Here is a 25,473-nt window from a genome sequence, read left to right on the forward strand (position 1 = left end):
CGGTGGGGCGGGGAAGGGGGAGGAGAGGGGGCGGCTATTGCAGGTAGCGCCAGCGCGCGACCGAGGGCTCCGCCCCCGCCCAGCGCCAGCCGCCGGATTGCCGGCAGGCGGTGGCGACAAACACGCCCTCGGGCGGCGAATCGGGCTTCTCCTGCACCGAGAACAGCACCTCCCGGCACAGCACCAGCGGCGTGTCGATCTCCCGCGTCACCGCCAGCTGGCCGGCATTGTCGCGCCAGCCGAAGGGCAGGCCATGCTCGACGCGCCAGGGCCGGCTCTCGCCCGGGGCCATGCTGCCGGCGGCCTCGGCGATGGCGGTCTGCTCGGCGCGCTGCAGCCGGCGCAGCCAGGCATTGACGGCGGCGTCGGTCGCCGCCCGCACGCCCACACCCACCGCATAGCCCACCGCCGCATTGCCGCTGAGCGTGCCGCTGGCGGCGCCGCTGACGCCGCCGGCGATGCCGCCGGCCAGCTCGCAGCCCGACAGCAGGGGGGCGGCCAGCAGCGCCAGCAGCGCCGCGCGGCGCCTCACTGCAGCGAGCCCCAGCGCTCGGTGGCGGGTTCGGCGCTGGCCCATTTCCAGCGCTCGCCCTGGCGGCAGATGATGGCGGTGAAGAACTCGGTCTCCGCCTCGACATCGCCGGTGACGGAGAAGACGATCTCGCGGCAGGTCAAGCCCAGCGCGCCGATCTCGCGGCTGATGGCGACCTGGCCGGCATGGTCGGTGCCCATCGGGTTGCTGTGGTTGACCGACCAGCGGGCGACCGCCCCCGGCCGCAGCGGCCCGGCGGCGGCGGCGATGCTGTCCTGCTCGGCCTGCTGCAGCTTGCGGCGCGTGTAGTTGAGCCCGGCCCGCGTCGCCGACAGCACGCCGACACCGATGCCGGCGGTGATGGCGGTGTCGCGCGTCACCGCGCCGGCCAGGGCGGCGCTGCCGACGCCCGCCAGCTCCGCCGAGCCTTCATTCACCAGCGAATCGCAGCCGGTCAGGGCAAGCAGGCTGGCGAGCAGCAGGGCGGCGGCGGGGCGGCGGCGGGGCGTCATGCGCCCCATGCTACCGCCGCGGCCCCGCAAGGAAAGCCACGCGATCTTGAGCGGCGCCCGCCCGGCGCCCTCAGAGCCGCGCCAGCACCCGGTCGATGAAGGCCTGGGCGCTGCCGAGATAATGCGACGGGTCGGTCAGCCGGGCGATCTCCTCGGCCGAAATGGCGCCGGTGACGCAGGCATCGCGCGCCAGCGCCTCGGCCAGCGGGATTCCTTCTTCCAGCGCCACATCGCAGGCATGGTGCACCGCGTCATGCGCGCCGCCACGGCCGATATGCGGGGCGAGGCCCATCATCACCGCCTCGGCCACGATCAGCCCGCCGGTGGAATCCAGGTTGCGGCGCATGCGGGTGGCGTCCACCACCATGCCCTCGGCGATGAAGCGCGCCTGGTCCAGCGCGCCATGCGCCAGGGTGAAGGCCTGCGGCAGGGCCAGCGGCTCGGCCTGCCAGGGGCCGGTGCCGCGCTCCTGGTCCACCGCCATGGCGGCCAGCATCTGCGGCACCAGCGCGTGCACGCCGCGCGCCTGGGCCAGGACATATTCGCAGGCGATCGGGTTGCGCTTCTGCGGCATGGTGGAGGAGCCGCCGCGGCCCGGCGCATGCGGCTCGAACACCTCCGCGACCTCGGTCTGCATCAGCAGCATGATGTCGGTGGCGAATTTCGACAGCGCGCCGGTCAGCAGGCCGAGCAGGCAGACCGCCTCCGCCATGCCGTCGCGCGCCACATGCCAGGGCGCGTCCGGCAGGGCGAGGTCGAGCTCCGCCGCCAGCCCCTCCGCCACCGCCAGCCCCTGGTCGCCGAGCGAGGCCAGCGTGCCGGCGGCGCCGCCGAACTGCACCTTCAGCAGGCGCGGCAGCGCCTGGGCGATGCGCTCGCGCATGGTGATCAGCGGCGACAGCCAGATGGCGCATTTGTAGCCGAAGGTCAGCGGCAGGGCGTGCTGCAGATGGGTGCGGCCGGCCATCACCGTGTCGCGGTGCTCGATCGCCCGGGCGCCGAGCGCCGCGTTCAGCCGCGCCAGATCGGCATCGATCAGGGCGAAGGCCTCGCGCAGCTGCAGGACAATGGCGGTGTCGATGATGTCCTGGGTCGTCGCGCCCCAATGCGTCCAGCGCCCGGCCTCGGCGCCGGCCAGCGCCGAGAGCTGCCTGACCAGCCCGACCACCGGATAGCCGGTGTTGCGCGTGGCCCGGGCCAGCGCCGGCAGGTCCAGCTTCTCGACCTGCGCCGCCTCGGTGATGGCGGCGGCGGCCTCGGCCGGGATGATACCGAGCCTGGCCTGGGCGCGGGCCAGCGCCGCCTCCACCTCCAGCATGCGGGCGAGGAAGGCGCGCTCCCCCACCAGGGCGCGCATGGCGTCGGTGCCGTAGAGCACGGAGAGGACCGCGCCATCGGCGGGGTTGACGGACAGCATCGGCGTTTCTCCCGTGGCAGAGGCGAAGGCGGGGCGGGGCTCAGCCCGCCGCCGCCTCCATCTCCTGATAGGCCTGCTTGGCCAGCTTCAGCGCGTGGTTGGCCGCCGGCACGCCGGCATAGGCGCCCACCTGCAGCAGAACCTCGGACAGCTCCTCCGGTGTCACGCCGGTCTGCCGCGTGGCCTTCACATGCAGCACGAATTCCTCATGCCGGCCGAGCGCGGCCATCATCGCCAGCGTCAGCAGGCTGCGGCTGTGGCGCGGCAGGCCGGGGCGGGTCCAGATCTGGCCCCAGACATTGCGCGTGATGTAGTCCTGGAAGGGGCGGTCCAGCGCCGTGGCGGCGGCGGCGGCGCGCGCCACATGCGCCTCGCCCAGCACCGCCTTGCGCACTTCCTGGCCGGCGCGCAGCAGATTGGCCGGCGCCTCCACCAGCCCGTCCAGATGCGCCAGCATGGCGCGGCTGACCGCCGCCGCTTCCTCGTAATTCGGGATGTGCTGGCAGGGCAGGCTGACCAGGGTGGCGCCGCGGCAGCGGCCGCGCAGCGCCTTCAGCGCCGCCTCCGGCACCGCCGGGTCGGCCTCGCCGGCGATGATGGTGGCGGGCTGGGCGAAGCGCGGCGGCAGATCGGCGGCGCGGGCGTCGCGCAGCGCGGCGGCGGCCCCGGCATAGCCGGCGCGGTCGGTGCGCAGCAGCATGGCGCGCAGGCCGAGCCCGTCCGGCGCCTCCGGCTGCGCCACCCAGCGCGGCATCACCGTCTCCACCAGCGCGGCGGTGCCGTCCTGGCGCACCGCCTCGATGCGCGCCTGCCAGGTGGCGGGGTCGGGGAATTCGAGGGCGGTGCAGACCAGCAGCAGCGAGGCGACGCGCTCCGGCGCCAGCGCCGCCATTTCCAGCGCGATGCGGCCGCCGATCGACAGGCCGCCGACATGCGCGCTGGCGATGCCGAGCGCGTCCAGCACCGCGATGGCGTCGCGCGCCAGCCGCGCCATGCCGTAATCGCCGGGGCTCACGCCGGTCAGCCCATGGCCGCGCAGGTCGACGCGGATCACCCGGTAGCGGCGGGTGAGCGCCGCCATCTGCGGGTCCCAGACATGCAGGCTGGTGCCGATGGAGTGCAGCAGCAGCAGGGGAGGCGCCTCCTCCGGCCCCTCCACCACGCAATGCACCAGGAGATCGTCGATCTGAAGGAACATGGGCCGCGCCTCGTTCTGCGATGTCAGTCGGTCGCGCGGACCGTCGCCTCCGGCCGGGCGGCGGTCAATCCCCCAATGGCCAGGTTTCAGCTCAGCCAGCGCACCAGGGAGAGCGACAGCGCCGGGAAGGCCAGGCAGAGCAGCAGCCGCAGCACATCCATCGCCAGATAGGGCATGACGCCGCGATAGATGCGCGCCATCGGCACGTCGCGGGCCAGCGCCGCGATGACGAAGACATTCAGCCCGATCGGCGGCGCGGTCAGGCCGATGCCCACCACCACCAGCACCAGGATGCCGAACCAGATCGCCGTCTCCTCCGGCGAGAGGCCGAAATCGAGCGCGGTGACGACGGGGAAGAAGACCGGCAGGGTCAGCAGGATCATCGCCAGCTCGTCCATCACCGCGCCGAGCACGATGTAGCTGAGCAGCAGCAGCGCCAGCACGCCATAGGCCGGCAGGTCCTGGGCGGTGATCCATTCGGCCAGCAGGTCCGGCGCCTGGGTCAGCGCCAGGAAGGCGTTGAACACCTCGGCGCCGAGCAGGATGGCGAAGATCATCGCGGTCGTCTCGGCGGTGCCGCGCAGCGCGTCGAGCAGCTGCGCCCCCGACAGGCTGCGCCGCGCCAGCGCCACGGCGAGGGTGGCGACCACACCCACCGCGGCACTCTCGGTGGGCGTGAAGATGCCGCCATAGATGCCGCCCACCACGGTGGCGGCGATCAGCAGCACGGGGACGACATTGCGCAGCGCGGCGCGCTTCTCGGCGGCCGAGAGCGGCGGCGCCGGCGGCATGGCTTCCGGGTTGCGGCGCGCCTGGATCACCACCGCCAGCATGTAGAAGCCGGTGGCGATCAGCCCCGGCACCAAAGCCGCCATGAACAGCTTGGCGATGTTCTGCTCGGTGCTGATGGCATAGACGACCAGGATGACGCTGGGCGGGATCAGGATGCCCAGCGTGCCGCCCACCGCGATGGTGCCGGTGGCGAGGCCGAGATCGTAATTGTAGCGCCGCAGCTCCGGCAGGGCGGCGCGGCCGAAGGTGGCGGTGGTGGCGACCGAGGAGCCGCAGACCGCGCCGAACGCCGCGCAGGCGCCGATGACGCCGATGGCCAGGCCCCCGCGCCGCTGCCCGACCAGCGCCTGGGCGGCGGTGAACAGGTCGCGTGCCAGCCCGCCGCGCTCGGCGATGGCGCCCATCAGGATGAAGAGCGGGATCACCGACAGGGTGTAGTTGGCGAACAGATGATAGGGCGTGGCCTTCAGGTAGTTGGCCAGCACCTCCCAGCCGACGATCTGCTGGTAGCCCACGGCGCCGACCAGCAGCATGGCGAGCCCGACCGGCGCGCGCAGCACGATCAGCAGCAGCATGGCGGCGAAGCCGAGCCCGGCCTGCAGGAATTCCTCGCTCATGCGTGGCTTCCCGGGGCGCGGCGGCCGGCCACCAGGCGCCAGGCCCAGGCGAGCGCCGCCAGCGCGGTGGCGGCGAAGGCCAGGGCGCCGAGCCCGATCGCCCACCAGATCGGAGTGGAGAGCACCATGCTGCGGGTGTCGCTGTGCAGCGCGTCCAGCGCGCCGAGCGACATGCGCCAGGCCAGCAGCAGCGAGGCCACGCCCCAGACCAGGTTCCAGAACCCGTCCATGGCGTCGCGCACCCGCTCCGGCAGCCAGCCCGTGAAACTGTCGACCAGGATGTTGGCGCGCAGCAGCGTGCCATAGGCGAGGAAGCCGAAGACGGCGAGGCCGGAGCCCATCTGCACCAGCTCGAAATCGCCCGGGATGGGCTGGCCGGCCAGCCAGCGGCGCAGCACGCTGGCCGTGGTCAGCAGGGCGGTGGCCAGCAGCAGGGCGCTGCCGGCCAGCATCAGCGCCTGGGCGAGGCGCGCCACGGGGCCGCGCGGCGGCTTGGTCTCGGCACTCATGCCTGGATCATCCTGAAGGGGGGACGCGCAGGGGAGGGAGGGGGCGCCGCGCCGGCGCCCCGGCCCGGTCAGGCGGCGTATTGGCGGAACAGGCCCTGCGCATCGGCCAGCAGCGCCGCGCCATCGACGCCGCGCTCGCGCATCTGCGCCAGCCACGCCTCGGTCACCGGGCGGCAGGCCTCGCGCCAGCGCGCCACCTCGGCCGCCTCCAGCTCGATCAGCGTGTTGCCGCGGCGGCGGGCCATGTCGGAGACGGTGACCGCCTGCTCATCCAGCATGGCGCCGACCATGGCGGCGGCGGCCTGGCCGGATTGCGCATCCAGCACGGCGCGCAGATCCGCCGGCAGGGACTGGTACTTCGCCTTGTTCATCGCCAGCACGTTGGTGGCGACATAGAAGGTCGGGCTGCCGGGGAAGGCGGTGTGGTTGCGCACCAGCTCCTGCAGCTTGATCGAGGGCACCACCTCCCACGGCACCACGGCGCCATCCAGCACGCCCTGGCTCAGCGCCTCGGGCACCTGCGGCACCGGCATGCCGACGGGCGCGGCGCCCAGCGCGCGCAGCCCCTCGCCCGCCTGGCGCGTCGGGAAGCGCAGCTTCAGCCCGCGCAGATCCTCGAGCCGGCGCACCGGGTTGCGGGAATGGATCAGCCCGCCATCATGCGACCAGAACAGCAGCGGCTGCACCTCGGCGAATTCCTGCGCCAGATGGCGCTCGGCGAAGGCCTGGGTGGCGCGCGCATTGGACAGGCCGCTGCGATTGGCGATGAAGGGCAGCTCCAGCACCTCGATGCGCGGGAAGCGGCCGGCGGTGTAGCCTGGCAGGGTCCAGACGATGTCGGCGACGCCGTCGCGCGCCTGGTCGTAGAGCTGCGGCGGCGCGCCGCCCAGCTGCATGGCCGGGAAGATGCGGATCTTCAGCCTGCCCTGCGAGGCTTCCTCGACCTTGCGCGCCCAGGGCTGCAGGAAGTTGCGATGGACGTTGGAGACGGCGGGCAGGAAGTGATGCAGCCGCAGCGTCACCTCATCGGCGCGGGCGGCGCGGGGCGCGAGCAGGGCAGGGGCGGCGAGGCCGGCGGCGAGCGCCGGGGCCAGCCCGAGCAGTTGGCGACGTTGCACCATGGACGTTGTTCCCCAGGATTCTTGGCGGCCGCTTGGTCGGCCGATTGGATGGGGGTCAAACTAAACGAGGTCGTGGCCGGATTCCAACGACAATCACGGTCGCGGCATCACGCGGGGGGCGATGGCCGGTCCGGACTGCGTCCGGAGGGCGGCCGGGATGCGGGGCGGGCGGCGGGGCCGCCCGTGCCGCGGGCGCGGCTCAGCCGGTCAGGCTGGCGACGTTCTGGTCGGCCTGGCCGCGCATCGCCCAGCCGGTGGTGCGCTCCTCGATGGCGACGGCGACACCATACATGGCCACGCCCATGATGGCGGTGACCATCAGCCCGGCGAAGACCAGCGGCACGTCGAAGCGGCTGGAGGCCAGCATCATCAGCTGGCCGATTCCCTTGTTGGCGGCCACCGTCTCGGCCAGGATCGAGCCGACGAAGGCGACCGTGATGGCGATCTTCAGCGAGGCGAAGAAATAGGGCATCGCCCGCGGCAGACCGACCTTCCGGATGATGTCGGTCTGCCTGGCGCCGAGCGCGCGCAGCACGTCGCGCAGCTCGGGCTCCACCGTCGCGATGCCGGTCGCGACATTCACCACGATGGGGAAGAAGCTGATCAGGAAGGCGGTGATGATGGCGGGCACGGTGCCGATGCCGAACCAGATCACCAGCACCGGCACCACGGCCACCTTGGGCACCGAGTTGAAGCCGATCAGCAGCGGGTAGAGCCCGTGATAGAGCAGCGCCGAGGAGCCGATCAGCACGCCGAGCGCCAGCCCGAAGACGATGGCGAGCGCGAAGCCGGCCAGCGTCGTCATCAGCGTCTGCCAGGCATTGTCCAGCAGCGGGTGCCACCATTGCACCATGCTGGCGGCGATGGCGGAGGGGGCGGGCAGGATGAAGGGATCGACCTTCAGCGCCACCACCGCGGCCTCCCACAGCAGGAAGGCGGCCAGGATCACCAGCCAGGGCAGCAGCTTCTGCAGCCGGCGACGGCGGCGGGCGGCGGCGGCCATGGCCTGCACCCGCCGGGCATTGGCGGCGCCGCGGGCGGCGCGGTCGGCGGGCGAGGGGCCGGCGGCGGGATCATGCGGCATGGTCGGTCTCCTGGCCGGCGCCGTCGCCCTGGCGGGCGGCGTTGATGCGGTCGCGCAGCTCATGCACCAGGGCCTGGAACTCGGCGCTGTAGGTGTCGTCCAGCCGGCGCGGCCGGGCGAAGGGCACGCGCCGCTCGCCGATGATGCGCCCGGGGCGGGAGGACATCACCAGCACCCGGTCGGCGAGATACACCGCCTCCTTCAGGTCGTGGGTGACCAGGATGACGGTGGGCTTCAGCGTCAGGCAGACCTCCTGCAGCTGGGCCCAGAGATCCTCGCGGGTGAAGACGTCGAGCGCGCCGAAGGGCTCGTCCAGCATCAGCAGCTGCGGGTCGTGGATCAGCGCCCGGCAGAGGCTGGCGCGCTGCTGCATGCCGCCCGAGAGCTGGTGCGGGTATTTCTGCTCGAAGCCCGAGAGCCCGACCATGGCGAGCAGGCGGCGCGCCTTCTCGACATACTCGGCGCGGTGGGCGCGCAGGCGGCGGCGATGCGGCTCCACCACCTCGAGCGGCAGCATGACGTTGTCGAGCACGTTGCGCCAGGGCAGCAGGGTCGGGTTCTGGAAGGCCATGCCGACCACGGAGAGCGGGCGGTCCACCTCCTGGCCGGCGACGATGACGCTGCCGGCGCTGGAGGGCCAGAGGCCGCTGACCAGCTTCATCAGGGTCGATTTGCCGCAGCCCGAGGGGCCGACCACCGCGACGAATTCGCTGCGCGCGATGTCGAGCGTGGTGTCGCGGAGGGCCAGCGTGCCCTCCACCCCGCCATAGCGCATGGAGACCGCGTCGATCTCCACGAAAGGCCGTTCCGTCGCCGCCATGCTCACCCGCTCGCCGCTGCTGCCCCGAAGCCGGCGCCAATGCCAGCCCTGGGTGGGGAAAAGCAAGCCTTGCGCCAACCGGGCCGCGAACCGGGCCGCCTCTCCCGCCGCGCGCCGCCTGGCGGGGCGGGGCCGGGCCGGCGGCGCGGCTGCCCGGGCCGGTGGCAGCCCGCCCGCGTGGCGGGCAGGCCGGGGCAGGGGCCTTTCCGTTCCCCCGTCCGCCGGCCTAGCCTTGGCCTCCCGACAGACAGGAGGCTCCCCATGCCGGATGGCAGCAAGCTTTCTTCCGTGCCGCAGCGCAGCCTGGTAGTGAACGGCTTCACCAACAGCGTGCTGGACCCCGAGGCGCCGATGCTGGGACCGGTCGCCAATGGCGGCACCATCATCGCCAACACGGCGCCGGGCTGCTGGGGGCCGATGATCACGCCGCGGCTGCGCGGCGGGCATGAGGTGACGCAGCCCGTCGCCATCGAGGGGGCGGAGGTGGGCGATGCCATCGTCATCCGCATCCGCGACATCACCGTGACCTCGGCGGCGACGGCCTCGGGGCATGACAGCTCGCCGGAGGGGTTCTGCCTGGGCGACCCCTATGTGGCGCCGCGCTGCCCGACCTGCGGCACGCTGTGGCCGGAGACGCATGTGGAGGGCATCGGCCAGCAGGCGGTGCGCTGCGATGCCTGCGGCAATGCGGTGACGCCGTTTGCCATCGTGCATGGCTACACGGTGGCCTTCGACGAGACGCGGCGGGTCGGGCTGACCGTGCCGCGGGAGGCGGCCGAGGCGATCGGCCATCAGGCGGAGCGCTATGCGGCACTGCCGGACGCGTCGCGGCAGCATTCGATCCTGACCTTCGCGCCCTCCGACATGCCGGGGGTGATGGTGCGGCTGCGGCCGTTCCTGGGCCAGCTCGGCACCTGCCCCTCCAAGGCGATGCCGGACAGCCACAATGCCGGGGATTTCGGCGCCTTCCTGGTCGGCGCGCCGCATCCCTACGCGCTGACGGCGGAGGAGCTGGCCGCGCACAAGACCGACGGCCATATGGACATCGACGCGGTGCGGCCGGGGGCGATCCTGCTGGCGCCGGTGAAGGTGAAGGGCGCCGGGCTGTATATGGGCGACATGCACGCCGCCCAGGGCGATGGCGAGATTGCCGGCCACACCATGGATGTGGCGGGCAGCGTGACGCTGCAGGTCGAGGTGAAGAAGGGCTATCCGATCGACGGCCCGGTGCTGTTCCCGCTGTTCGAGGATCTGCCGCCGCTGGCGCGCCCCTTCACCGCCGAGGAGAAGGCGCGCGCCGGCGTGCTGGCGGCGCGGTTCGGCGTGGCGGAGATGGAGGAGCTGGCGCCGATCTCGGTGATCGGCACGGCGGCCAACATGAATGCCGCAATCGAGAACGGGCTGCAGCGCGCGGCGACGCTGCTCGGCATGAGCGTGGCCGAGGTGCGCAACCGGGCGACGGTGAATGGCGCCATCGAGATCGGTCGCGCCCCCGGCGTCATCCAGGTGACCTTCCTGGCGCCGATGGCGAAGCTGGACATGGTGGGCCTCGGCCAGTTCTGCCGCGAGCAATACGGTTTGTGAGGGGTGCCGGAGGACGGCAGCGCCGTCCTCCTCCTGACAAAAGTTTTTTGGTTCTTTTTTCCAAAAAAGAACTTTTCTTCCCGTGATGAATATTTCCGACCACGCCGTCCTGACCCCCGCCGAGATGGCCCAGGCCGATGCCGCCGCCCCGTTGCATGGACGGAGCGTGGCGGCGCTGATGCAGGCTGCCGGCCTGGCGGTGGCGCAGGCGATCCGGCGGCGTTTCCGCCCCTGCCGGGTGCTGGTGCTGGCCGGCCCCGGCAACAATGGCGGCGATGGCTATGTGGCGGCGCGGCTGCTGGAGCAGGCGGGCTGGCCGGTCGCCGTGGCGCAATGGGGCCGCCCGCGCCCCGGCGGCGTGGCGGCGGAGGCGGCGTCGCGCTGGCGCGGCCCCGTGGTGCCTTTGTCCCCGGTGGAGCTGGCCCGGGCCGGGCTGGTGGTGGATGCGCTGTTCGGCGCCGGGCTCACCCGCCCGCTGGAGGCGCCGCTGGCGCATGCGCTGCGCGGGCCGGGCGCGCCGCTGGTGGCGGTGGATTTGCCCTCCGGCCTGGATGGCGCGACCGGCCAGGTGCTGGGCGGGGAGGCAGGCTTCGCCCCGCAGGCCGCGCTGACCGTCACCTTCTTCCGCCGCAAGCCCGCGCATCTGCTGCTGCCTGGCCGCGCCCTGTGCGGCGAGGTGGTGCTGGCGCCGATCGGCATGCCGGAGGCGGTGCTGGCGCGCATCGCGCCGCGCGCCTTCCACAATGGCCCGGCGCTGTGGTCGCTGCCGGTGCGGCGGGCCGAGAGCCATAAATTCACCCAGGGCCATGTCACGATTCCCGCCGGGGCCGGGCTGACCGGGGCGGCGCGGCTGGCCGCCGGCGCGGCGCGGCGCGGCGGCGCCGGGCTGGTCAGCCTGGTGGCGCCGGACCGCGCCACCGCCCTGCTGCTGCGCACCGGCGAGCCCGGGCTGATGGTGGCGGAGGAGGGGGTGGAGGCGCTGCTGGCCGACCGGCGCCGCCACACCTGGCTGGCGGGGCCCGGCCTGCCGGCGGGGGAGCCGACGCTCGCGCTGCTGCGGCGGCTGTTGCGGGCCGGGCGGCAGGTGGTGGCCGATGGCGGGGCGCTGACGGCCGCCGAGGGGCAGCCGGAGGCGCTGCGCGGCTGCGCGGTGCTGACACCGCATGCCGGGGAGTTCGCCAGGGTGTTCGGCGCGCCGGGGGCGGACCGCATCGCCGCGGTGCGGGCGGCGGCGTCGCGCTGCGATTCGGTGACGATTCTGAAAGGCGCGGACAGCATCATCGCCGCACCGGATGGGCGCGTGGCCATCAACGACCATGCGCCGCCGGCCCTGGCCATGGCGGGCAGCGGCGATGTGCTGGCCGGGCTGGTGGCGGCGCTGCTGGCGCAGGGCATGGCGCCTTTCGAGGCCGCCTGCGCCGCGGTCTGGCTGCATGGCGAGGCGGCCTATCGCGCGCTGGGCGGGGCGCCCGCCGGGGCGCCGCTGCTGCCGGAGGCGGTGCTGGAGGCGATCGGCGGCGCCATCGCCGCGCAACTGCCCGGCTGAAGCCCTGTTGTGACCAGGGGGATCTGCCTCTGGGCGTGGCCGAAAGGCTCACCATATGTTTCTGCAGATTTCAGTTTGCGCGTAGAGTAGCGGTGCCGTGGCCTGGGGGCGCGGCCCAATCCGAGGGGAACAGCATGTCCGACGTCGCCATCGCGGAATCCGGCCTGTTCGACAGGGCGCTGAGCCGCCTGACCCTGCTGTGGCGGGACATGGCGGCCTCGGTCACCGGCCCGGCGGCCGAGGACGCCTCCTGGGAGACGCGCATGCGCGCCTGCCTGGAGGCCAAGGGGGGCGAAATCTCGGCGCGCAACCGCGCCGCCGGCCTGGCCCAGGCCTATCTGACGCTGGACGAGGCCGGGCGGATCGAGTTTCTCCGGGCCCTGGCCTCCTTCGATTCGGATCCGGCGGCGGTGGAGGCGGCGATGCGCGAGGTCAGCGCCGCGGCCGACAATGCCAGCCGGGCCAGCGCCAAGGCCAAGCTGCGCCGGGTGCTGGAGCCGCCGCGGGTGCGGCTGCTGACGCAGTTCACCACCATCCCGGTGGGGGTGAAGTTCCTGGTCGATCTGCGCGCTGACCTGATCCGCCAGATGGGCCGCGACCCGATGCTGCAGGCGCTGGACGCCGATCTGCGCGGGCTGCTGGCGAACTGGTTCGATCTCGGCTTCCTGGAGCTGCGGCGGATCGACTGGCAGTCGCCGGCGGCGCTGCTGGAGAAGCTGGTGGGCTATGAGGCGGTGCACCGCATCCGCACCTGGCGCGACCTGAAGAACCGGCTGGATTCCGACCGCCGCTGCTACGCCTTCTTCCATCCGCGCATGCCGGAGGAGCCGCTGATCTTCGTCGAGGTGGCGCTGGTGAAGGGCCTGTCCGGCTCGGTGCAGACGCTGCTGGACGAGCGCGCGCCGGTGCAGGACCCGCGCGCGGCGGACACCGCCATCTTCTACTCGATCAACAACTGCCAGCGCGGGCTGGACGGCATCTCCTTCGGCAATTCGCTGATCAAGCGGGTCGTCGCCCTGCTGTCGGAGGAGTTCTCCAACCTCAGGACCTTCTCCACCCTGTCGCCGATCCCGGGCTTCCGCCGCTGGCTGGAGGAGCAGCTGATCGAGCCCAGCCCGAAGCTGCTGAGCGAGGAGGAGAACAAGCTGCTGGCCGAGGCGAGCGGCCTGCCCGACGGCATCGCCGCCCTGCGCGCGCTGGTGGCGCATCGCCGCCCGCTGGCCGAGGGCTGGTGCGCCAAGGCCGAGCCGGTGCTGACCCGGCTCTGCGCCCGCTACCTGGTGCTGGAGACCGGGCGCGGCGGCCGCCGTGCGCGCGATCCGGTCGGGCATTTCCACCTGTCCAATGGCGCGCGGGTGGAGCGGGTCTGCTGGCGCGGCGACACCTCGGAGAAGGGGGTGCGCGAGAGCCTGGGCTTCATGGTGAACTATCTCTACGACCCGGCGAAGATCGAGGATTACCACGAGGCCTATGTCGGCGAGGGCAACCGCGCCGCCGCCACCGCCCTGCGCAAGCTGGCGCGCAGCGTCGCCGCCTGATGCCGGCCGGCCCCGGGGCGCAGCGCCGCCCCGGGGCCGCTGGCTCAGCGCCCCGGCGTCAGGCCGTGGATCGGGGGGGGGCGGTCAGCTTTCCCGGATGCCGCAGCAGGCGATGCGGCAAGCTGGCGTGGCCAGCGGTCAGGCGGGGCAGCTGGCCCGCGGCAGCGCCTCGAATTGCGGGCGGCCCAGCAGATAGCCCTGGAACAGGGTGACGCCGAGATCGCGCAGCACGGCGAACTCGCCCGCCGTCTCCACCCCTTCGGCCACCACCTCGCAGCCCAGCTCCACGCACATCGCCACGATATGGCGCAGGATGGTGCGGCGCGCCGCGTCGCCATCGGCGCCGCGCAGCAGCGCCATGTCGAGCTTCACCACATCGGGGCGGAACTCGGCCAGCAGGGTCAGGCCGGAATGGCCGGCGCCGAAATCGTCGATGGCGGTGCGGAAGCCGATCTCCCGGTACTCGGCCAGGATGCGCAGCAGATGCGCGGGCTCCAGCATCGCCTCATGCTCGGTGAATTCGAAGACCAGCCGCTCATGCGGCAGGCCGACGCGGCGCGCCGCCTCCAGGCTGGTGCGGATGCAGGCGCGCGGCTCATACACCGCATTGGGCAGGAAATTGATCGACAGCAGCGCCGGCCCTTCCAGCAGGCCGAGGCCGGCGGCCAGCTCGATGGCGCGCACCCGGCAGGTCTGGTCGAAGGCGTAGCGGTTGCCGTCATGGATCTGCGACAGCACGCTGCCGGCGCCCTCGCCACCCGGGCCGCGCACCAGCGCCTCATAGGCGAACAGGCCCTGTTCCGCCTCGCCGCAGCGCAGGATGGGCTGGAAGGCCATGGAAAGCGGCGGCACCGGGGCGGGGTTGCGGCACCCGGCGCAGCCGCCACGCCCGGTCTCCCCTGGCGGCGCGAAGCGCGGCGTGGGTCGCGGCGCGAAGGCTTGTCCCATGGGCGGCGCTTTTCGGGTTGGGGGAGGCGCCAAACTGCGGCACGCTCCGGTCAAGACATCACGCCAGCAACGGCGCGGAACCGGCCAAGGTTGCGCCGCATCGCAGCGGAAGGGGGAAGCCGATGAACGCCACGCCCGACAAGCGCGCGCTGCGCGCCGATCAGGACCCGGCGCTGCGCCTGCGCCTGCTGCGCGCCATCGAGCGCAAGCTGCTCTGGCTTTCCGCCTGGACCATCCACAATGCCAACCATATCCGCCCCAATCGCGACGGGCTGAAGGTGGGCGGGCACCAGGCCTCCTCCGCCTCGGTCGCCGCCATCATGACGGCGCTGTATTTCGACATGCTGAAGCCGGAGGACCGTGTGGCGGTGAAGCCGCATGCCGGCCCGGTCTTCCACGCGGTGAACTACCTGTTCGGCCGGCAGAGCCGGGAAAAGCTGGCGACGCTGCGCCAGTTCGGCGGCATCCAGCCCTATCCCTCCCGGGTGAAGGATGGCGGGGAGGTGGATTTCTCCACCGGCTCGGTCGGGCTCGGCGTGGCGCTGACCAGCTTTTCCTCCCTGGTGCAGGATTATGTGCATCTGCAGGGGCTGGCGCCGGAGGGGATGCGGCGCGGCCGGCATGTCGCCATCGTGGGCGATGCCGAGCTGGATGAGGGCAATATCTACGAGGCCCTGCTGGAGGGCTGGAAACACGATGTCCGCGATGTCTGGTGGGTGATCGACTACAACCGCCAGAGCCTGGACAGCGTCGTGCCCGACCGCCTCTTCGGCCGCATCGAGGGGCTGTTCCGCGACATGGGGTGGAATGTCGTCACCCTGAAATATGGCCGCAAGCTGGAGGCCGCCTTCGCCCGCGAGGAGGGCGAGCATCTGCGCCGCTGGATCGATGACTGCCCGAACAGCCTCTATTCGGCGCTGACCTTCCAGGGCGGCGCCGCCTGGCGCGCCGCGCTGCTGGCCGAGCTGGGCCGCATCCCCGGCATCCGCGCCATCATCGACCCGCTGACCGATGAGGAACTCGGCGCGCTGATGACCAATCTCGGCGGCCATGACATCGAGACGCTGACCGAAGCCTTCCGCGCCCAGGAGGCGGCGGGCGACCAGCCCACCTGCTTCATCGCCTACACGGTCAAGGGCATGGGCCTGCCCTTCGCCGGGCACAAGGACAACCATGCCGGGCTGATGACGAAGGAGCAGATGGAGGCCTTCCGCGCCGAGATGGGCATCCGCCCCGGGCATGAATGGGACCCGTTCGAGGGGCTCGACATCCCCGAGGCCGAGCTGCGCGGCTTCATCGAGAGCGTGCCCTTCGCCCAGCCGCTGACGCCCGGGGGGCGCTGCCTCTCCGCCCCCGCCGTGCCGGTGCCCGAGCGCCTGCCCGCGCCGCGCCTGCCGCCCAACCGCATGCTCTCCACCCAGGCCGGCTTCGGCGAGCTGATGGCCGAGATCGGCCGCGGTCATCGCGAGCTGGCGCCGCTGGCCAGCCGCATCGTCACCACCAGCCCCGATGTGACGGTCTCCACCAGCCTCGGCCCCTGGGTGAACCGGCGCGGCATCTTCGACCGGCACATGAAGAACGACGTGTTCCGGGATGCCAAGCTGGCTTCCGCCCAGCGCTGGGGCATGTCGCCCAAGGGCCAGCATGTCGAGCTGGGCATCGCCGAGCAGAATCTGTTTCTCGTTCTCGGCGCGCTGGGGCTCGCCGACCGGCTGCACGGGGCAAGGCTGCTGCCGGTCGGCACGGTCTACGACCCCTTCGTCAATCGCGGCCTCGATGCGCTGATCTATGCCTGCTACCAGGATGCGCGCTTCCTGCTGGTCTCCACCCCCTCGGGGCTGACGCTGGCGCCGGAGGGCGGGCAGCACCAGAGCAGCAACACGCCCCTCCTCGGCATCGCCCAGGACCGGCTGGTGGCCTACGAGCCCGCCCATGCCGATGAGCTGGCCATCCTGCTGCGCCACGCCTTCCACCACATGCAGCAGCCGGAGGGCTCGGCGGTGTGGCTCAGGCTGTCCACCCGCAGCATCGCCCAGCCCGAGCGCAGCCTGGACCCGCAGGCGGTGATCGAGGGCGGCTACTGGGCCGTCCCGCCCGCCGAGGGCGCCCGCATCGCCATCGCCTATCAGGGCCCCGTCGCACCCGAGGCCTGGGAAGCCTTTGCCCAGTTGCGGGAGGAGGAGCCGGGGGCGGGGCTGCTGGCCATCACCAGCCCGGACCGGCTGCATGCCGGCTGGCTGGCCGCCCGCCGCGCGGCGCGGCAGGGGCCGGGGGCGGCGCGCTCGGCCATCGAGCGGCTGCTGGCGCCGCTGGCGCCGGGGGCGGCCATCGTCTCGGTGCTGGATGGCCACCCGGCGGCGCATGCCTGGATGGGCGCGGTGCGCGGCCAGCGCGTGGTGCCGCTCGGCGTCGACCGCTTCGGCCAGGCCGGCGACATCCCCGACCTCTACCGCGAATACGGGCTGGATGCGGATGCCATCCTGGATGGCTGCGCCCAGGCCCTGCTGGAGGGGTGACGGCGCGCCCGGTTTGAGACGGAAGGGATGGAAAGCGAGATGCGGCGGCCGGGTGCGTGGCGCCGCGCCTGGCTAGGCTGGGTGCCGGATCCCCGCAGCAGGAGGACAGCATGCCGCATCCCGAGATCGAGCGCCTGAGGGCCGCCCTGCCGCAGGATGCGGCGCTGCGCGAGCGGCTGCGGGCGGCCGAGACGCCGGCGGCGCTGCTCGGCGCGCTGGGGGCGGCGGGCTATGCCATCCCCGAGGCGGCGCTGCGCGCGCTGGCCGCCGCCCCCGCCACGCCGGGCGAAATGCCGCTGGCGCAGCTGGACCAGCTCGCCGGTGGCGGCTGGCTGTGGGACCGGATCCTCGCCACCTTCAACCCACACAAGAATGGCTGAGCCCGGCCCGGCCGGCCGGCGCAGACAGGAGGAGCCCCGCATGCATCCCGAAACCGAGCGTCTGCTGGCCGCGCTGCCCGGGCAGCCCGCGCTGCGCGCCGCGCTGGGCGGGCCGGGGCTGGACGCCACCGCGCGCCTCTCCGCCGCCGCCGCGGCCGGCTACGCCATCCCGCCCGAGGCGCTGCCGGCGCTGGAGGCGGCGCTGGCCGCCGCCGAGGGGAAGGCCGGAGGGAGGGCCGGGGGGAAGGGCAGCCAGGAGCGCAGCCACGAACTCGGCGACGCCGCGCTGGACCAGGTGCAGGGCGGCCATTGGCCGGTGCGCAACCTCAACTCGCCCTTCGACTGAGCCGCGCGGCGCCGGCGCCTCAGCCGGCCCGCAGCATGGCGTCCAGCCGCGCCATCGCCTCCCGGGCGAGGGCCGGGGAGACGGCGAAGCACAGCCGCAGCTTGCCATCCGGGTCCTCGCCGAAGGCGGTGCCGGGGGCCAGGCCGACCTTGGCCTGGCGCAGGATGCGCACCGCCAGGGCCCGGCTGTCGGTCTCCCCATCGACCGAGAACATCAGGTAGAAGCTGCCCTCCGGCGCCTGCACCCGGACGCCGGGGATGGCGGCGAGCCCCTCGCTGAAGATGCGCCGGCTCTCGCGGCAGCGCGCCACCATCTCGCCGATGAAATCATCGCCCTGCTCCAGCGCCGCGATGCAGGCATGCTGGATGAAGGTCGGGATCGAGGTGGTGTTGTACTGGCTGAGATTGTCGAAGGTGGCCGCCAGCCCCTCGGGGAAGACCAGCCAGCCGGCGCGCCAGCCGGTCATCGCCCAGTTCTTCGAGAAGGTGTTGGACACCAGCAGCCGGTCCGCGCCGTCGCAGATCTCGAGGAAGGAGGGGGCGATGGCATTGCCATAGGTGAAGTGGTTGTAGACCTCGTCGGAGAGGATCCACAGGCCGCGGGCGCGCGCCAGGTCGCGCAGCGCCATCATCTGCTCCCGCCCCATCACCCAGCCGGTCGGGTTGGAGGGGGAGTTGATGGCGATCACCCGGGTCCGCGGCGTGATCGCCGCCTCGATGGCGGCGAGGTCCAGCCGGAAGCCGCCCGATTCGTCGCGCTGCAGCGCCACGGGCACCGGCACGCCGCCCAGCACCTGCACCGTGGCGGCGAGGTTCGGCCAGTGCGGCGCGGGGTAGATCACCTCCTCGCCCGGGCTCAGCACGGCCTGCAGGCCCTGCATGATGGCGTTCATGCCGCCGGTGGTGACGGTGAAGCGGCCGGCCGGCACCTCCACCCCCCAATGGCGGCGGTGATAGTCGGAGAGCGCTTGGCGCAGCCGCGGCAGGCCGAGCGCATAGGTGTAGCGGGTATGGCCGGCGCGCATCGCCTCGGCCGCGGCCTCGACCACGAAGGGGGGGGTCGGCAGGTCGCCCTCGCCGATCCACAGCTTGATCACCGCCGGATCCTCGCGCGCCAGATCGGCGATCTCGGCGATCTGGTTCTGGGCGAGCTCGCGGATGCGGGCCGGCAGCTCGTCGAACGGGCCAGGGGCAGGGCCGGGGCCGGCGGCCGGAGCAAGGGTCGGGGCGGTGGCAGGGGCGGTGGCGGTGCTCATGCGGATCTCCAGGGCGGCCCGCCGGGGCCGGAGAGCGGGCCGAGGGCGGGGCCGGGCGGGCAGGCATCTTGGGCGCGGGGGCGCGGCCGGCCAAGGGGGGCAAGGGGGCCAGGGAGGGGATGGCGGCGGGCGGGGAGCGCGAATCCGCGCCCCGCCGCCGCGCCGGTCTGCACGCCCGCTCTTTCAATGGGCGCCGGGCTGCGCTAAACGCGCCCGCTCATGGAGACGCCGGCACTGCGTTCGCGGGCGTGGTGGAACTGGCAGACACGCTGGATTTAGGTTCCAGTGGCGCAAGCCGTGGGGGTTCAAATCCCTCCGCCCGCACCACCGGCCGTCCGGCACGAGACTGATTCTCAGGAGCATGGTGTGGCGATGCAGGTGACCGAGCTGGCAGCCGAGGGGCTGAAGCGGGCCTTTACCGTGGTGGTTCCGGCGGCGGAGATCGCCGCGGCGCGCGATGAGCGCCTGGCCTCGCTGGCGAAGGAAGTCCGCCTGCCGGGCTTCCGCCCCGGCAAGGTGCCGATGGCGGTGGTGAAGCAGCGCTACGCCTCGGCCGTGCTGGGCGAGGTGCTGGAGGAGCAGGTCCAGTCCGTCACCAAGACGGTGGTCGATGAGCGCGGCCTGCGCCCGGCCATGCAGCCCAAGATCGAGCTGGTGAACTTCTCCGACGGCGCCGATCTGGAGTTCAAGATCGAGCTGGAGCAGCTGCCCGAGATCCCGCTGCCCGATTTCTCGGCCATCGAGCTGGAGAAGCCGGTCGCCAAGGTCGGCGACGAGGACGTCACCAAGGCGCTGGAGGGCATCGCCGCCCGCAACCGCAGCCTGGAGGACGTGACCGAGTCCCGGCCCGCGGCGCAGGGCGATGTGGTGGTGACCGATTTCGAGGGCCGCCTGGTCGAGGGTGACACGGTGAGCGAGCCCTTCCCCGGCGGCACCGGCACCGACATGCCGGTCGAGATCGGCGGCGCCGGCTTCATCCCGGGCTTCGCCGAGGGGCTCGAGGGCATCCAGGTGGGCGAGACCCGCGAGGTCGACGTGACCTTCCCGGCCGAGTACGGCGCCGCCGAGCTGGCCGGCAAGCCGGCCCGCTTCAAGCTGACCGCCAAGGGGCTGAAGAAGCCGGTCTCCCCGGCGCTGGATGACGAGTTCGCCAAGAAGCTCGGCCTCGCCGGCCTGGACGAGCTGAAGCAGCGCGTCACCGAGACGCTGCAGGGCGAGTATGACCAGCTCTCGCGCCTCAATGTGAAGCGCAAGCTGCTGGACGCCCTGGCGCAGCAGGCCAGCTTCGAGGTGCCCCCCTCGATGGTCGAGGCCGAGTTCGCCCAGATCTGGCAGCGCGTCGAGGCCGACCTGAAGGCCGGCAATCTCGACGAGGAGGACAAGGGCAAGGATGAGGACACGCTGAAGGCCGACTACAAGGCCATCGCCGAGCGCCGCATCCGCCTGGGCCTGCTGCTGTCCGAGATCGGCCGCAGCAACAACATCCAGGTCACCAATGACGAGCTGACCCGCGCCATGCGCACCGAGGCCCAGCGCTATCCGGGCCAGGAGCGGGCGGTGCTGGAGTTCTTCCAGAAGAACCCGCAGGCGATCGAGAACCTGCGCGCCCCCATCTTCGAGGAGAAGGTGGTGGACTTCATGCTGGAGCTCGCCAAGGTGTCCGAGAAGGAAGTGCCGGCGGGCGAGCTGTCGGCGGAGCCGGCGGCGGCCTGAGGCCAGCCGAGCGACCCGCCCGGGCCGCGCCCCAAGGGGCCGGCGGGGCGGTGAGGCCGAGCGGAACCGGTGGGCCGGGGCGGATTTTCCGCCCCGGCCCGCGCGCTTCGGGGACCCCCCCTTTCGCGTCGGCGCAGGCTGCCCCATGTTAATCCCGAAGCGTTAGGGTAACGGCGGTGGGCCGGTGCCGGGATGCCACGGGCAGGGGCCCGCGGCAGGGTCCCGGACCCCCTGCCACCGCGAGAGGATGCACAATGCGGGACCGCGATCCGGTCGAACTCTACAACAACCTCGTCCCCATGGTGATCGAGCAGACCGCCCGGGGCGAGCGTGCCTTCGATATCTATTCGCGCCTGCTGAAGGAGCGGATCATCTTCCTGACGGGTCCGGTCTATGACCAGATGTCGTCGTTGATCTGCGCCCAGCTGCTGTTCCTGGAAAGCGAGAATCCGACCAAGGACATCGCCTTCTACATCAACAGCCCGGGCGGCGTGGTCTCGGCCGGCCTCGCGATGTACGACACCATGCAGTACATCCGCGCCCCCGTCTCCACCGTCTGCCTCGGCATGGCGGCCTCGATGGGCTCGCTGCTGCTGACCGCCGGCGCCAAGGGCAAGCGATTCGCCCTGCCGAACAGCCGCATCATGGTCCACCAGCCCTCGGGCGGGGCCCAGGGCCAGGCGACCGACATCGAGATCCAGGCGCGCGAGATCCTGGCGCTGCGCAAGCGGCTGAACCAGATCTATGTCAAGCACACCGGCCAGCCGATCGAGGAGATCGAGCGCAAGCTGGAGCGCGACAGCTACATGTCGGCCGAGGAAGCCAAGGAATTCGGCCTGATCGACGAAGTGGTGCTGGAGCGGCCCGCCGCCCCGGCCGAGGCCCAGAAGGGGTGACGGGTCGGGGGGATGCTGCCGCGGAAGGGGACCTGCCCCGGGCCCGCGGCGCCACCCTCCCACCTTTCCCGCAGCGCGGGGCGGGGGCGGCGAAGCATCGCCCGCCCCCGTTCCGCTTCCCCCTCGATGACAAGGGGGCTACAGTCCCGCAAGATCCGCCGGCCCGATGCCGGGGGGTCCAGGAGCGCGCATGAGCAAGTCCGGCGACTCGAAGAACACCCTCTATTGCTCGTTCTGCGGCAAGTCGCAGCACGAGGTCCGCAAACTCATCGCCGGCCCGACGGTCTTCATCTGCGACGAGTGCGTCGAGCTCTGCATGGATATCATCCGTGAGGAGCACAAGACGCATCTGGTGAAGTCCCGCGACGGGGTGCCGACCCCGCGCGAGATCTGCAAGGTGCTGGACGACTACGTGATCGGGCAGGAGCACGCCAAGAAGGTGCTCTCGGTCGCGGTGCACAATCATTACAAGCGCCTGGCGCATGGCGGGAAGACCGGTGAGGTCGAGATCGCCAAGTCCAACATCATGCTGGTCGGCCCCACCGGCTCCGGCAAGACGCTGCTGGCGCAGACCCTGGCGCGCATCCTCGACGTGCCCTTCACCATGGCCGACGCCACGACGCTGACCGAGGCGGGCTATGTCGGCGAGGATGTCGAGAACATCATCCTCAAGCTGCTGCAGGCGGCCGACTACAATGTCGAGCGGGCCCAGCGCGGCATCGTCTATATCGACGAGGTCGACAAGATCAGCCGCAAATCCGACAACCCCTCGATCACGCGGGATGTCTCGGGCGAGGGCGTGCAGCAGGCCCTGCTGAAGATCATGGAAGGCACCGTCGCCTCCGTGCCGCCGCAGGGCGGGCGCAAGCACCCGCAGCAGGAATTCCTGCAGGTCGACACCTCGAATATCCTCTTCATCTGCGGCGGTGCTTTCGCCGGGCTGGAGAAGATCATCGCGGGGCGTGGCAAGGGGTCGGGCATCGGCTATGGCGCCGAGGTCCGCGGCCCGGATGAGCGCCGCACCGGCCAGATCCTGCGCGAGGTGGAGCCCGAGGATCTGCTGAAATTCGGCCTGATCCCGGAATTCATCGGCCGCCTGCCGGTGGTCGCCACGCTGGACGATCTGGACGAGAAGGCGCTGGTCGAGATCCTGACCAAGCCGAAAAACGCCCTGGTCAAGCAGTATCAGCGCCTGTTCGAGATGGAGGCCACCAAGCTGACCTTCACCGAGGACGCGCTGAAATCGGTGGCCAACCGCGCCATCCAGCGCAAGACCGGCGCGCGCGGCCTGCGCTCGATCATGGAGGGCATCCTGCTCGGCACCATGTTCGACCTGCCGGGGCTGGAAGAGGTCGAGGAAGTGGTGGTGAACAAGGAGGTGGCCGAAGGCCGTGCCGCCCCGCTGTTCATATATGGTGAACGGGCTGCGGAGCAGACTTCCGCGTAAGGCTCGTCCGGCCGCCATGGCGCGCGGGGCAGGCCTGCATGGCTTGCCCCGCCCATCGGCCGGTCCCATCTCATGGGAGAACCCCGTGGCGGGGGTCCGTGCCGATGATCGGGCGGACCTGCGCCGACTGTCCTGAGTGAGGTCCCCTATGGCGGATAAACAACCCGAATTGCTGAGCGGCGAACTGCTTCCTGTGCTGCCGCTGCGGGACATCGTCGTGTTCCCGCACATGATCGTCCCGCTCTTCGTGGGGCGGGAGAAGAGCGTGCGCGCGCTGGAAGCGGTGATGCGGGAGGACAAGCAGATCCTCCTCGTCGCCCAGCGCAACGCCGCCCAGGACGATCCCGGCTCGGCCGATCTCTATGATGTCGGCACGGTCTCGACCGTGCTGCAGCTGCTGAAGCTGCCCGACGGCACGGTCAAGGTGCTGGTCGAGGGCGGCAAGCGCGCCCGCGTGCTCGGCTTCAAGGAGACCGACCAGTTCTTCGAGGCCTATACGGCCCCGATGGACGAGGACCAGGCCGAGACCTCCGAGGTCGAGGCGCTGGCCCGCACCGTGGTCGGCCAGTTCGAGCAGTATATCAAGCTCAACAAGAAGATCGCGCCCGAGGTGCTGGTCTCGATCAACCAGATCGAGGATTCGGCCAAGCTCGCCGACACGGTCGCCAGCCATCTGAACCTGAAGATCTCCGAGAAGCAGGAGCTGCTCGAGATCGGCAGCGTCTCCGCCCGGCTGGAGCGCGTCTTCGCCCATATGGAGAGCGAGATCGGCGTTCTTCAGGTGGAGAAGCGCATCCGCAACCGCGTCAAGCGGCAGATGGAGAAGACCCAGCGCGAGTACTATCTGAACGAGCAGCTGAAGGCGATCCAGAAGGAGCTGGGCGAGGGCGAGGACGGCAAGGACGAGAGCGCCGAGCTCGAGGCCAAGATCAAGGCCACCAAGCTCTCCCCCGAGGCGCGCGACAAGGCGCTGGGCGAGCTGAAGAAGCTGCGCTCCATGTCGCCGATGAGCGCCGAGGCGACGGTGGTGCGCAACTACCTCGACTGGATCCTCTCCATCCCCTGGAAGAAGAAGTCGAAGGTCCGCAACGACCTGGCCAAGGCCGAGGCGGTGCTGGATTCCGACCATTACGGGCTGGAGAAGGTGAAGGAGCGGATCCTGGAGTACCTGGCGGTGCAGTCGCGCTCGCCCAAGGTGCGCGGGCCGATCCTCTGCCTGGTGGGCCCGCCGGGCGTCGGCAAGACCAGCCTCGGCAAGTCCATCGCCAAGGCCACCAACCGCAATTTCGTGCGCATGTCGCTGGGCGGCGTGCGGGACGAGGCGGAGGTGCGCGGCCACCGGCGGACCTATATCGGCTCCATGCCGGGCAAGGTCATCCAGGGCATGAAGAAGGCCAAGACCTCCAACCCGCTCTTCCTGCTGGACGAGATCGACAAGCTCGGCGCCGATTGGCGCGGCGACCCGTCGAGCGCCCTGCTCGAGGTGCTGGATCCGGAGCAGAACGCGACCTTCGGTGACCATTATCTGGAGGTCGATTACGACCTGTCGGATGTGATGTTCGTCACCACCGCGAACTCGCTTCGCATGCCGCAGCCGCTGCTGGACCGCATGGAGATCATCCGCATCCCCGGCTACACCGAGGATGAGAAGGTGCAGATCGCCAAGCGCCACCTGATCCCCAAGGTCACCGAGGCCAACGGGCTGAAGGAGGGTGAGTGGAGCGTCACCGATGACGCCATGCTCGACCTGGTGCGCTACTACACGCGCGAGGCCGGCGTCCGGAACCTGGAGCGCGAGGTGGGCGGGCTGGCCCGCAAGGCCGTCAAGGAGATCGTCTCCAAGAAGGCCAAGAAGGTCAGCATCACCCGCAAGAACCTTGAGAAATATGCCGGGGTGAAGAAGTTCCGCTATGGCGAGGCCGAGGCCGAGGACATGGTGGGCGTCGTCACCGGCCTGGCCTGGACCGAGGTGGGCGGCGAGATCCTGACCATCGAATCGGTCATGGTCCCCGGCAAGGGCAAGGTGCAGACCACCGGCAAGCTGGGCGATGTGATGCAGGAAAGCGTCTCCGCGGCGCTGTCCTATGTCCGCTCGCGGGCCATCAGCTTCGGCATCAAGCCGACCCTCTTCGAGAAGCGGGACATGCATGTCCACGTGCCGGAAGGGGCGACGCCGAAGGATGGGCCGTCTGCCGGCATCGCCATGGCGACCTCGATCGTCTCGGTGCTGACCGGCATCCCGGTGCGCAAGGATGTCGCCATGACCGGCGAGATCACGCTGCGCGGCCGCGTGCTGCCGATCGGCGGCCTGAAGGAGAAGCTGCTGGCGGCGCTGCGGGCCGGCATCACCACGGTCTTCATCCCGAAGGACAATGAGAAGGACCTGGCCGAGATCCCGGACAATGTGAAGAAGGGGCTGAAGATCCACCCCGTCGCGCATGTGGACGAGGTGATCAGCCAGGCCCTGGTCCGGGCGCCGGAGGCCATCGACTGGAACGAGGCGGAGGAGACCCCGCCCGCCGCCGCCGATGGCAAGGCCGGCCAGCCCGCCATGACGCACTGAGCCGCCACAGCGGCGCTGTGAACCGCCCGGGGAAGCCCTGCTTCCCCGGGCTTTTTCATGCCCCGGGCGTCAGCCTGGCCGGGGGCGTCGTGGCCTCGACGCATCAGCGCAACAAATTGCCGCCCGGCGGGCCGCCGCG

General features: G+C 71.5%; 21 protein-coding genes and 1 tRNA gene. 11 read left to right on the forward strand and 11 right to left on the reverse strand.

The genetic code is table 11. The features are described 5' to 3' along the window. Positions 1-34: 34 nt before the first annotated feature. The 9 genes from QE401_RS05800 to QE401_RS05840 form a co-directional block, all read right to left on the reverse strand. Positions 35-532, reverse strand: coding sequence for a hypothetical protein (locus QE401_RS05800; RefSeq protein ID WP_307137313.1), 498 nt, complete (start codon positions 530-532; stop codon positions 35-37). Further along, complete coding sequence (locus QE401_RS05805; RefSeq protein ID WP_307137314.1) at positions 529-1,044, reverse strand: hypothetical protein; 516 nt, start codon at positions 1,042-1,044, stop codon at positions 529-531. Before QE401_RS05805 ends, QE401_RS05800 begins: the two co-directional genes overlap by 4 nt. Positions 1,045-1,114: 70 nt before the next feature. Beyond that, on the reverse strand, positions 1,115-2,461 hold the full coding sequence (pcaB, locus tag QE401_RS05810; RefSeq protein ID WP_307137315.1) for a 3-carboxy-cis,cis-muconate cycloisomerase: 1,347 nt from the start codon (positions 2,459-2,461) through the stop codon (positions 1,115-1,117). A 40-nt stretch (positions 2,462-2,501) separates the two neighbouring features. Then, positions 2,502-3,659, reverse strand: coding sequence for a bifunctional 3-oxoadipate enol-lactonase/4-carboxymuconolactone decarboxylase PcaDC (gene pcaDC, locus QE401_RS05815; protein WP_307137316.1), 1,158 nt, complete (start codon positions 3,657-3,659; stop codon positions 2,502-2,504). An 86-nt stretch (positions 3,660-3,745) separates the two neighbouring features. After that, positions 3,746-5,068, reverse strand: coding sequence for a TRAP transporter large permease (locus tag QE401_RS05820; RefSeq protein WP_307137317.1), 1,323 nt, complete (start codon positions 5,066-5,068; stop codon positions 3,746-3,748). Continuing rightward, the gene (locus tag QE401_RS05825; protein ID WP_307137318.1) at positions 5,065-5,577 is read right to left on the reverse strand and encodes a TRAP transporter small permease; all 513 of its coding nucleotides are present in this window, start codon (positions 5,575-5,577) and stop codon (positions 5,065-5,067) included. Before QE401_RS05825 ends, QE401_RS05820 begins: the two co-directional genes overlap by 4 nt. Positions 5,578-5,645: 68 nt before the next feature. Then, a complete protein-coding gene (locus QE401_RS05830; protein WP_307137319.1) occupies positions 5,646-6,698 on the reverse strand; it encodes a TRAP transporter substrate-binding protein in 1,053 nt (350 codons plus the stop codon). Between the two features lie 199 nt (positions 6,699-6,897). Then, complete coding sequence (locus QE401_RS05835; RefSeq protein WP_307137320.1) at positions 6,898-7,782, reverse strand: ABC transporter permease; 885 nt, start codon at positions 7,780-7,782, stop codon at positions 6,898-6,900. Further along, positions 7,772-8,668: an ABC transporter ATP-binding protein gene (locus QE401_RS05840; protein WP_307137321.1), complete on the reverse strand. Its 897-nt coding sequence runs from the start codon at positions 8,666-8,668 to the stop codon at positions 7,772-7,774. The genes QE401_RS05835 and QE401_RS05840 overlap by 11 nt, the downstream gene beginning before the upstream one ends. Before the next feature lie 195 nt (positions 8,669-8,863). On the opposite strand from QE401_RS05840, the gene QE401_RS05845 reads away from it, so the two are divergent. The 3 genes from QE401_RS05845 to QE401_RS05855 all read left to right on the forward strand — a co-directional run bounded on the left by QE401_RS05845 (position 8,864) and on the right by QE401_RS05855 (position 13,270). Continuing rightward, complete coding sequence (locus QE401_RS05845) at positions 8,864-10,186, forward strand: acetamidase/formamidase family protein (RefSeq protein WP_307137322.1); 1,323 nt, start codon at positions 8,864-8,866, stop codon at positions 10,184-10,186. Positions 10,187-10,271: 85 nt separating this feature from the next. Beyond that, positions 10,272-11,732: an NAD(P)H-hydrate dehydratase gene (locus QE401_RS05850; RefSeq protein ID WP_307140189.1), complete on the forward strand. Its 1,461-nt coding sequence runs from the start codon at positions 10,272-10,274 to the stop codon at positions 11,730-11,732. A 134-nt stretch (positions 11,733-11,866) separates the two neighbouring features. After that, complete coding sequence (locus tag QE401_RS05855) at positions 11,867-13,270, forward strand: malonyl-CoA decarboxylase (protein ID WP_307137323.1); 1,404 nt, start codon at positions 11,867-11,869, stop codon at positions 13,268-13,270. A gap of 138 nt (positions 13,271-13,408) precedes the next feature. On the opposite strand, the gene QE401_RS05860 is transcribed toward QE401_RS05855, so the two are convergent. Beyond that, a complete protein-coding gene (locus QE401_RS05860; RefSeq protein ID WP_307137324.1) occupies positions 13,409-14,218 on the reverse strand; it encodes an EAL domain-containing protein in 810 nt (269 codons plus the stop codon). Between the two features lie 122 nt (positions 14,219-14,340). On the opposite strand from QE401_RS05860, the gene QE401_RS05865 reads away from it, so the two are divergent. From QE401_RS05865 to QE401_RS05875, 3 genes are all read left to right on the forward strand, one after another. Then, entirely contained in the window at positions 14,341-16,734 is a 2,394-nt protein-coding gene (locus tag QE401_RS05865) for a 1-deoxy-D-xylulose-5-phosphate synthase N-terminal domain-containing protein (RefSeq protein ID WP_307137325.1), read from the forward strand. A gap of 110 nt (positions 16,735-16,844) precedes the next feature. After that, entirely contained in the window at positions 16,845-17,114 is a 270-nt protein-coding gene (locus QE401_RS05870; RefSeq protein WP_307137326.1) for a hypothetical protein, read from the forward strand. 40 nt (positions 17,115-17,154) lie between these two features. Then, the gene (locus QE401_RS05875) at positions 17,155-17,460 is read left to right on the forward strand and encodes a hypothetical protein (RefSeq protein ID WP_307137327.1); all 306 of its coding nucleotides are present in this window, start codon (positions 17,155-17,157) and stop codon (positions 17,458-17,460) included. A 19-nt stretch (positions 17,461-17,479) separates the two neighbouring features. On the opposite strand, the gene QE401_RS05880 is transcribed toward QE401_RS05875, so the two are convergent. After that, positions 17,480-18,715, reverse strand: coding sequence for a pyridoxal phosphate-dependent aminotransferase (locus QE401_RS05880; RefSeq protein WP_307137328.1), 1,236 nt, complete (start codon positions 18,713-18,715; stop codon positions 17,480-17,482). Between the two features lie 242 nt (positions 18,716-18,957). Between QE401_RS05880 and QE401_RS05885 the strand changes: the two genes are divergently transcribed. The 5 genes from QE401_RS05885 (at position 18,958) to lon (ending at position 25,334) form a co-directional block, all read left to right on the forward strand. Further along, positions 18,958-19,042 (forward strand) — tRNA-Leu (locus tag QE401_RS05885). Between the two features lie 45 nt (positions 19,043-19,087). Then, positions 19,088-20,428 (forward strand): trigger factor, encoded by a 1,341-nt coding sequence (tig, locus tag QE401_RS05890; RefSeq protein WP_307140190.1) that lies wholly within the window; start codon positions 19,088-19,090, stop codon positions 20,426-20,428. Positions 20,429-20,682: 254 nt separating this feature from the next. Further along, positions 20,683-21,324 (forward strand): ATP-dependent Clp endopeptidase proteolytic subunit ClpP, encoded by a 642-nt coding sequence (clpP, locus tag QE401_RS05895; protein WP_271135584.1) that lies wholly within the window; start codon positions 20,683-20,685, stop codon positions 21,322-21,324. 190 nt (positions 21,325-21,514) lie between these two features. Then, positions 21,515-22,771 (forward strand): ATP-dependent Clp protease ATP-binding subunit ClpX, encoded by a 1,257-nt coding sequence (gene clpX, locus QE401_RS05900; RefSeq protein ID WP_307137329.1) that lies wholly within the window; start codon positions 21,515-21,517, stop codon positions 22,769-22,771. 148 nt (positions 22,772-22,919) lie between these two features. Then, the gene (gene lon / locus QE401_RS05905) at positions 22,920-25,334 is read left to right on the forward strand and encodes an endopeptidase La (protein WP_307137330.1); all 2,415 of its coding nucleotides are present in this window, start codon (positions 22,920-22,922) and stop codon (positions 25,332-25,334) included. Positions 25,335-25,473 lie beyond the last annotated feature (139 nt).

This window comes from Pseudoroseomonas cervicalis (assembly GCF_030818485.1).
Taxonomy (GTDB): domain Bacteria; phylum Pseudomonadota; class Alphaproteobacteria; order Acetobacterales; family Acetobacteraceae; genus Pseudoroseomonas; species Pseudoroseomonas cervicalis_A.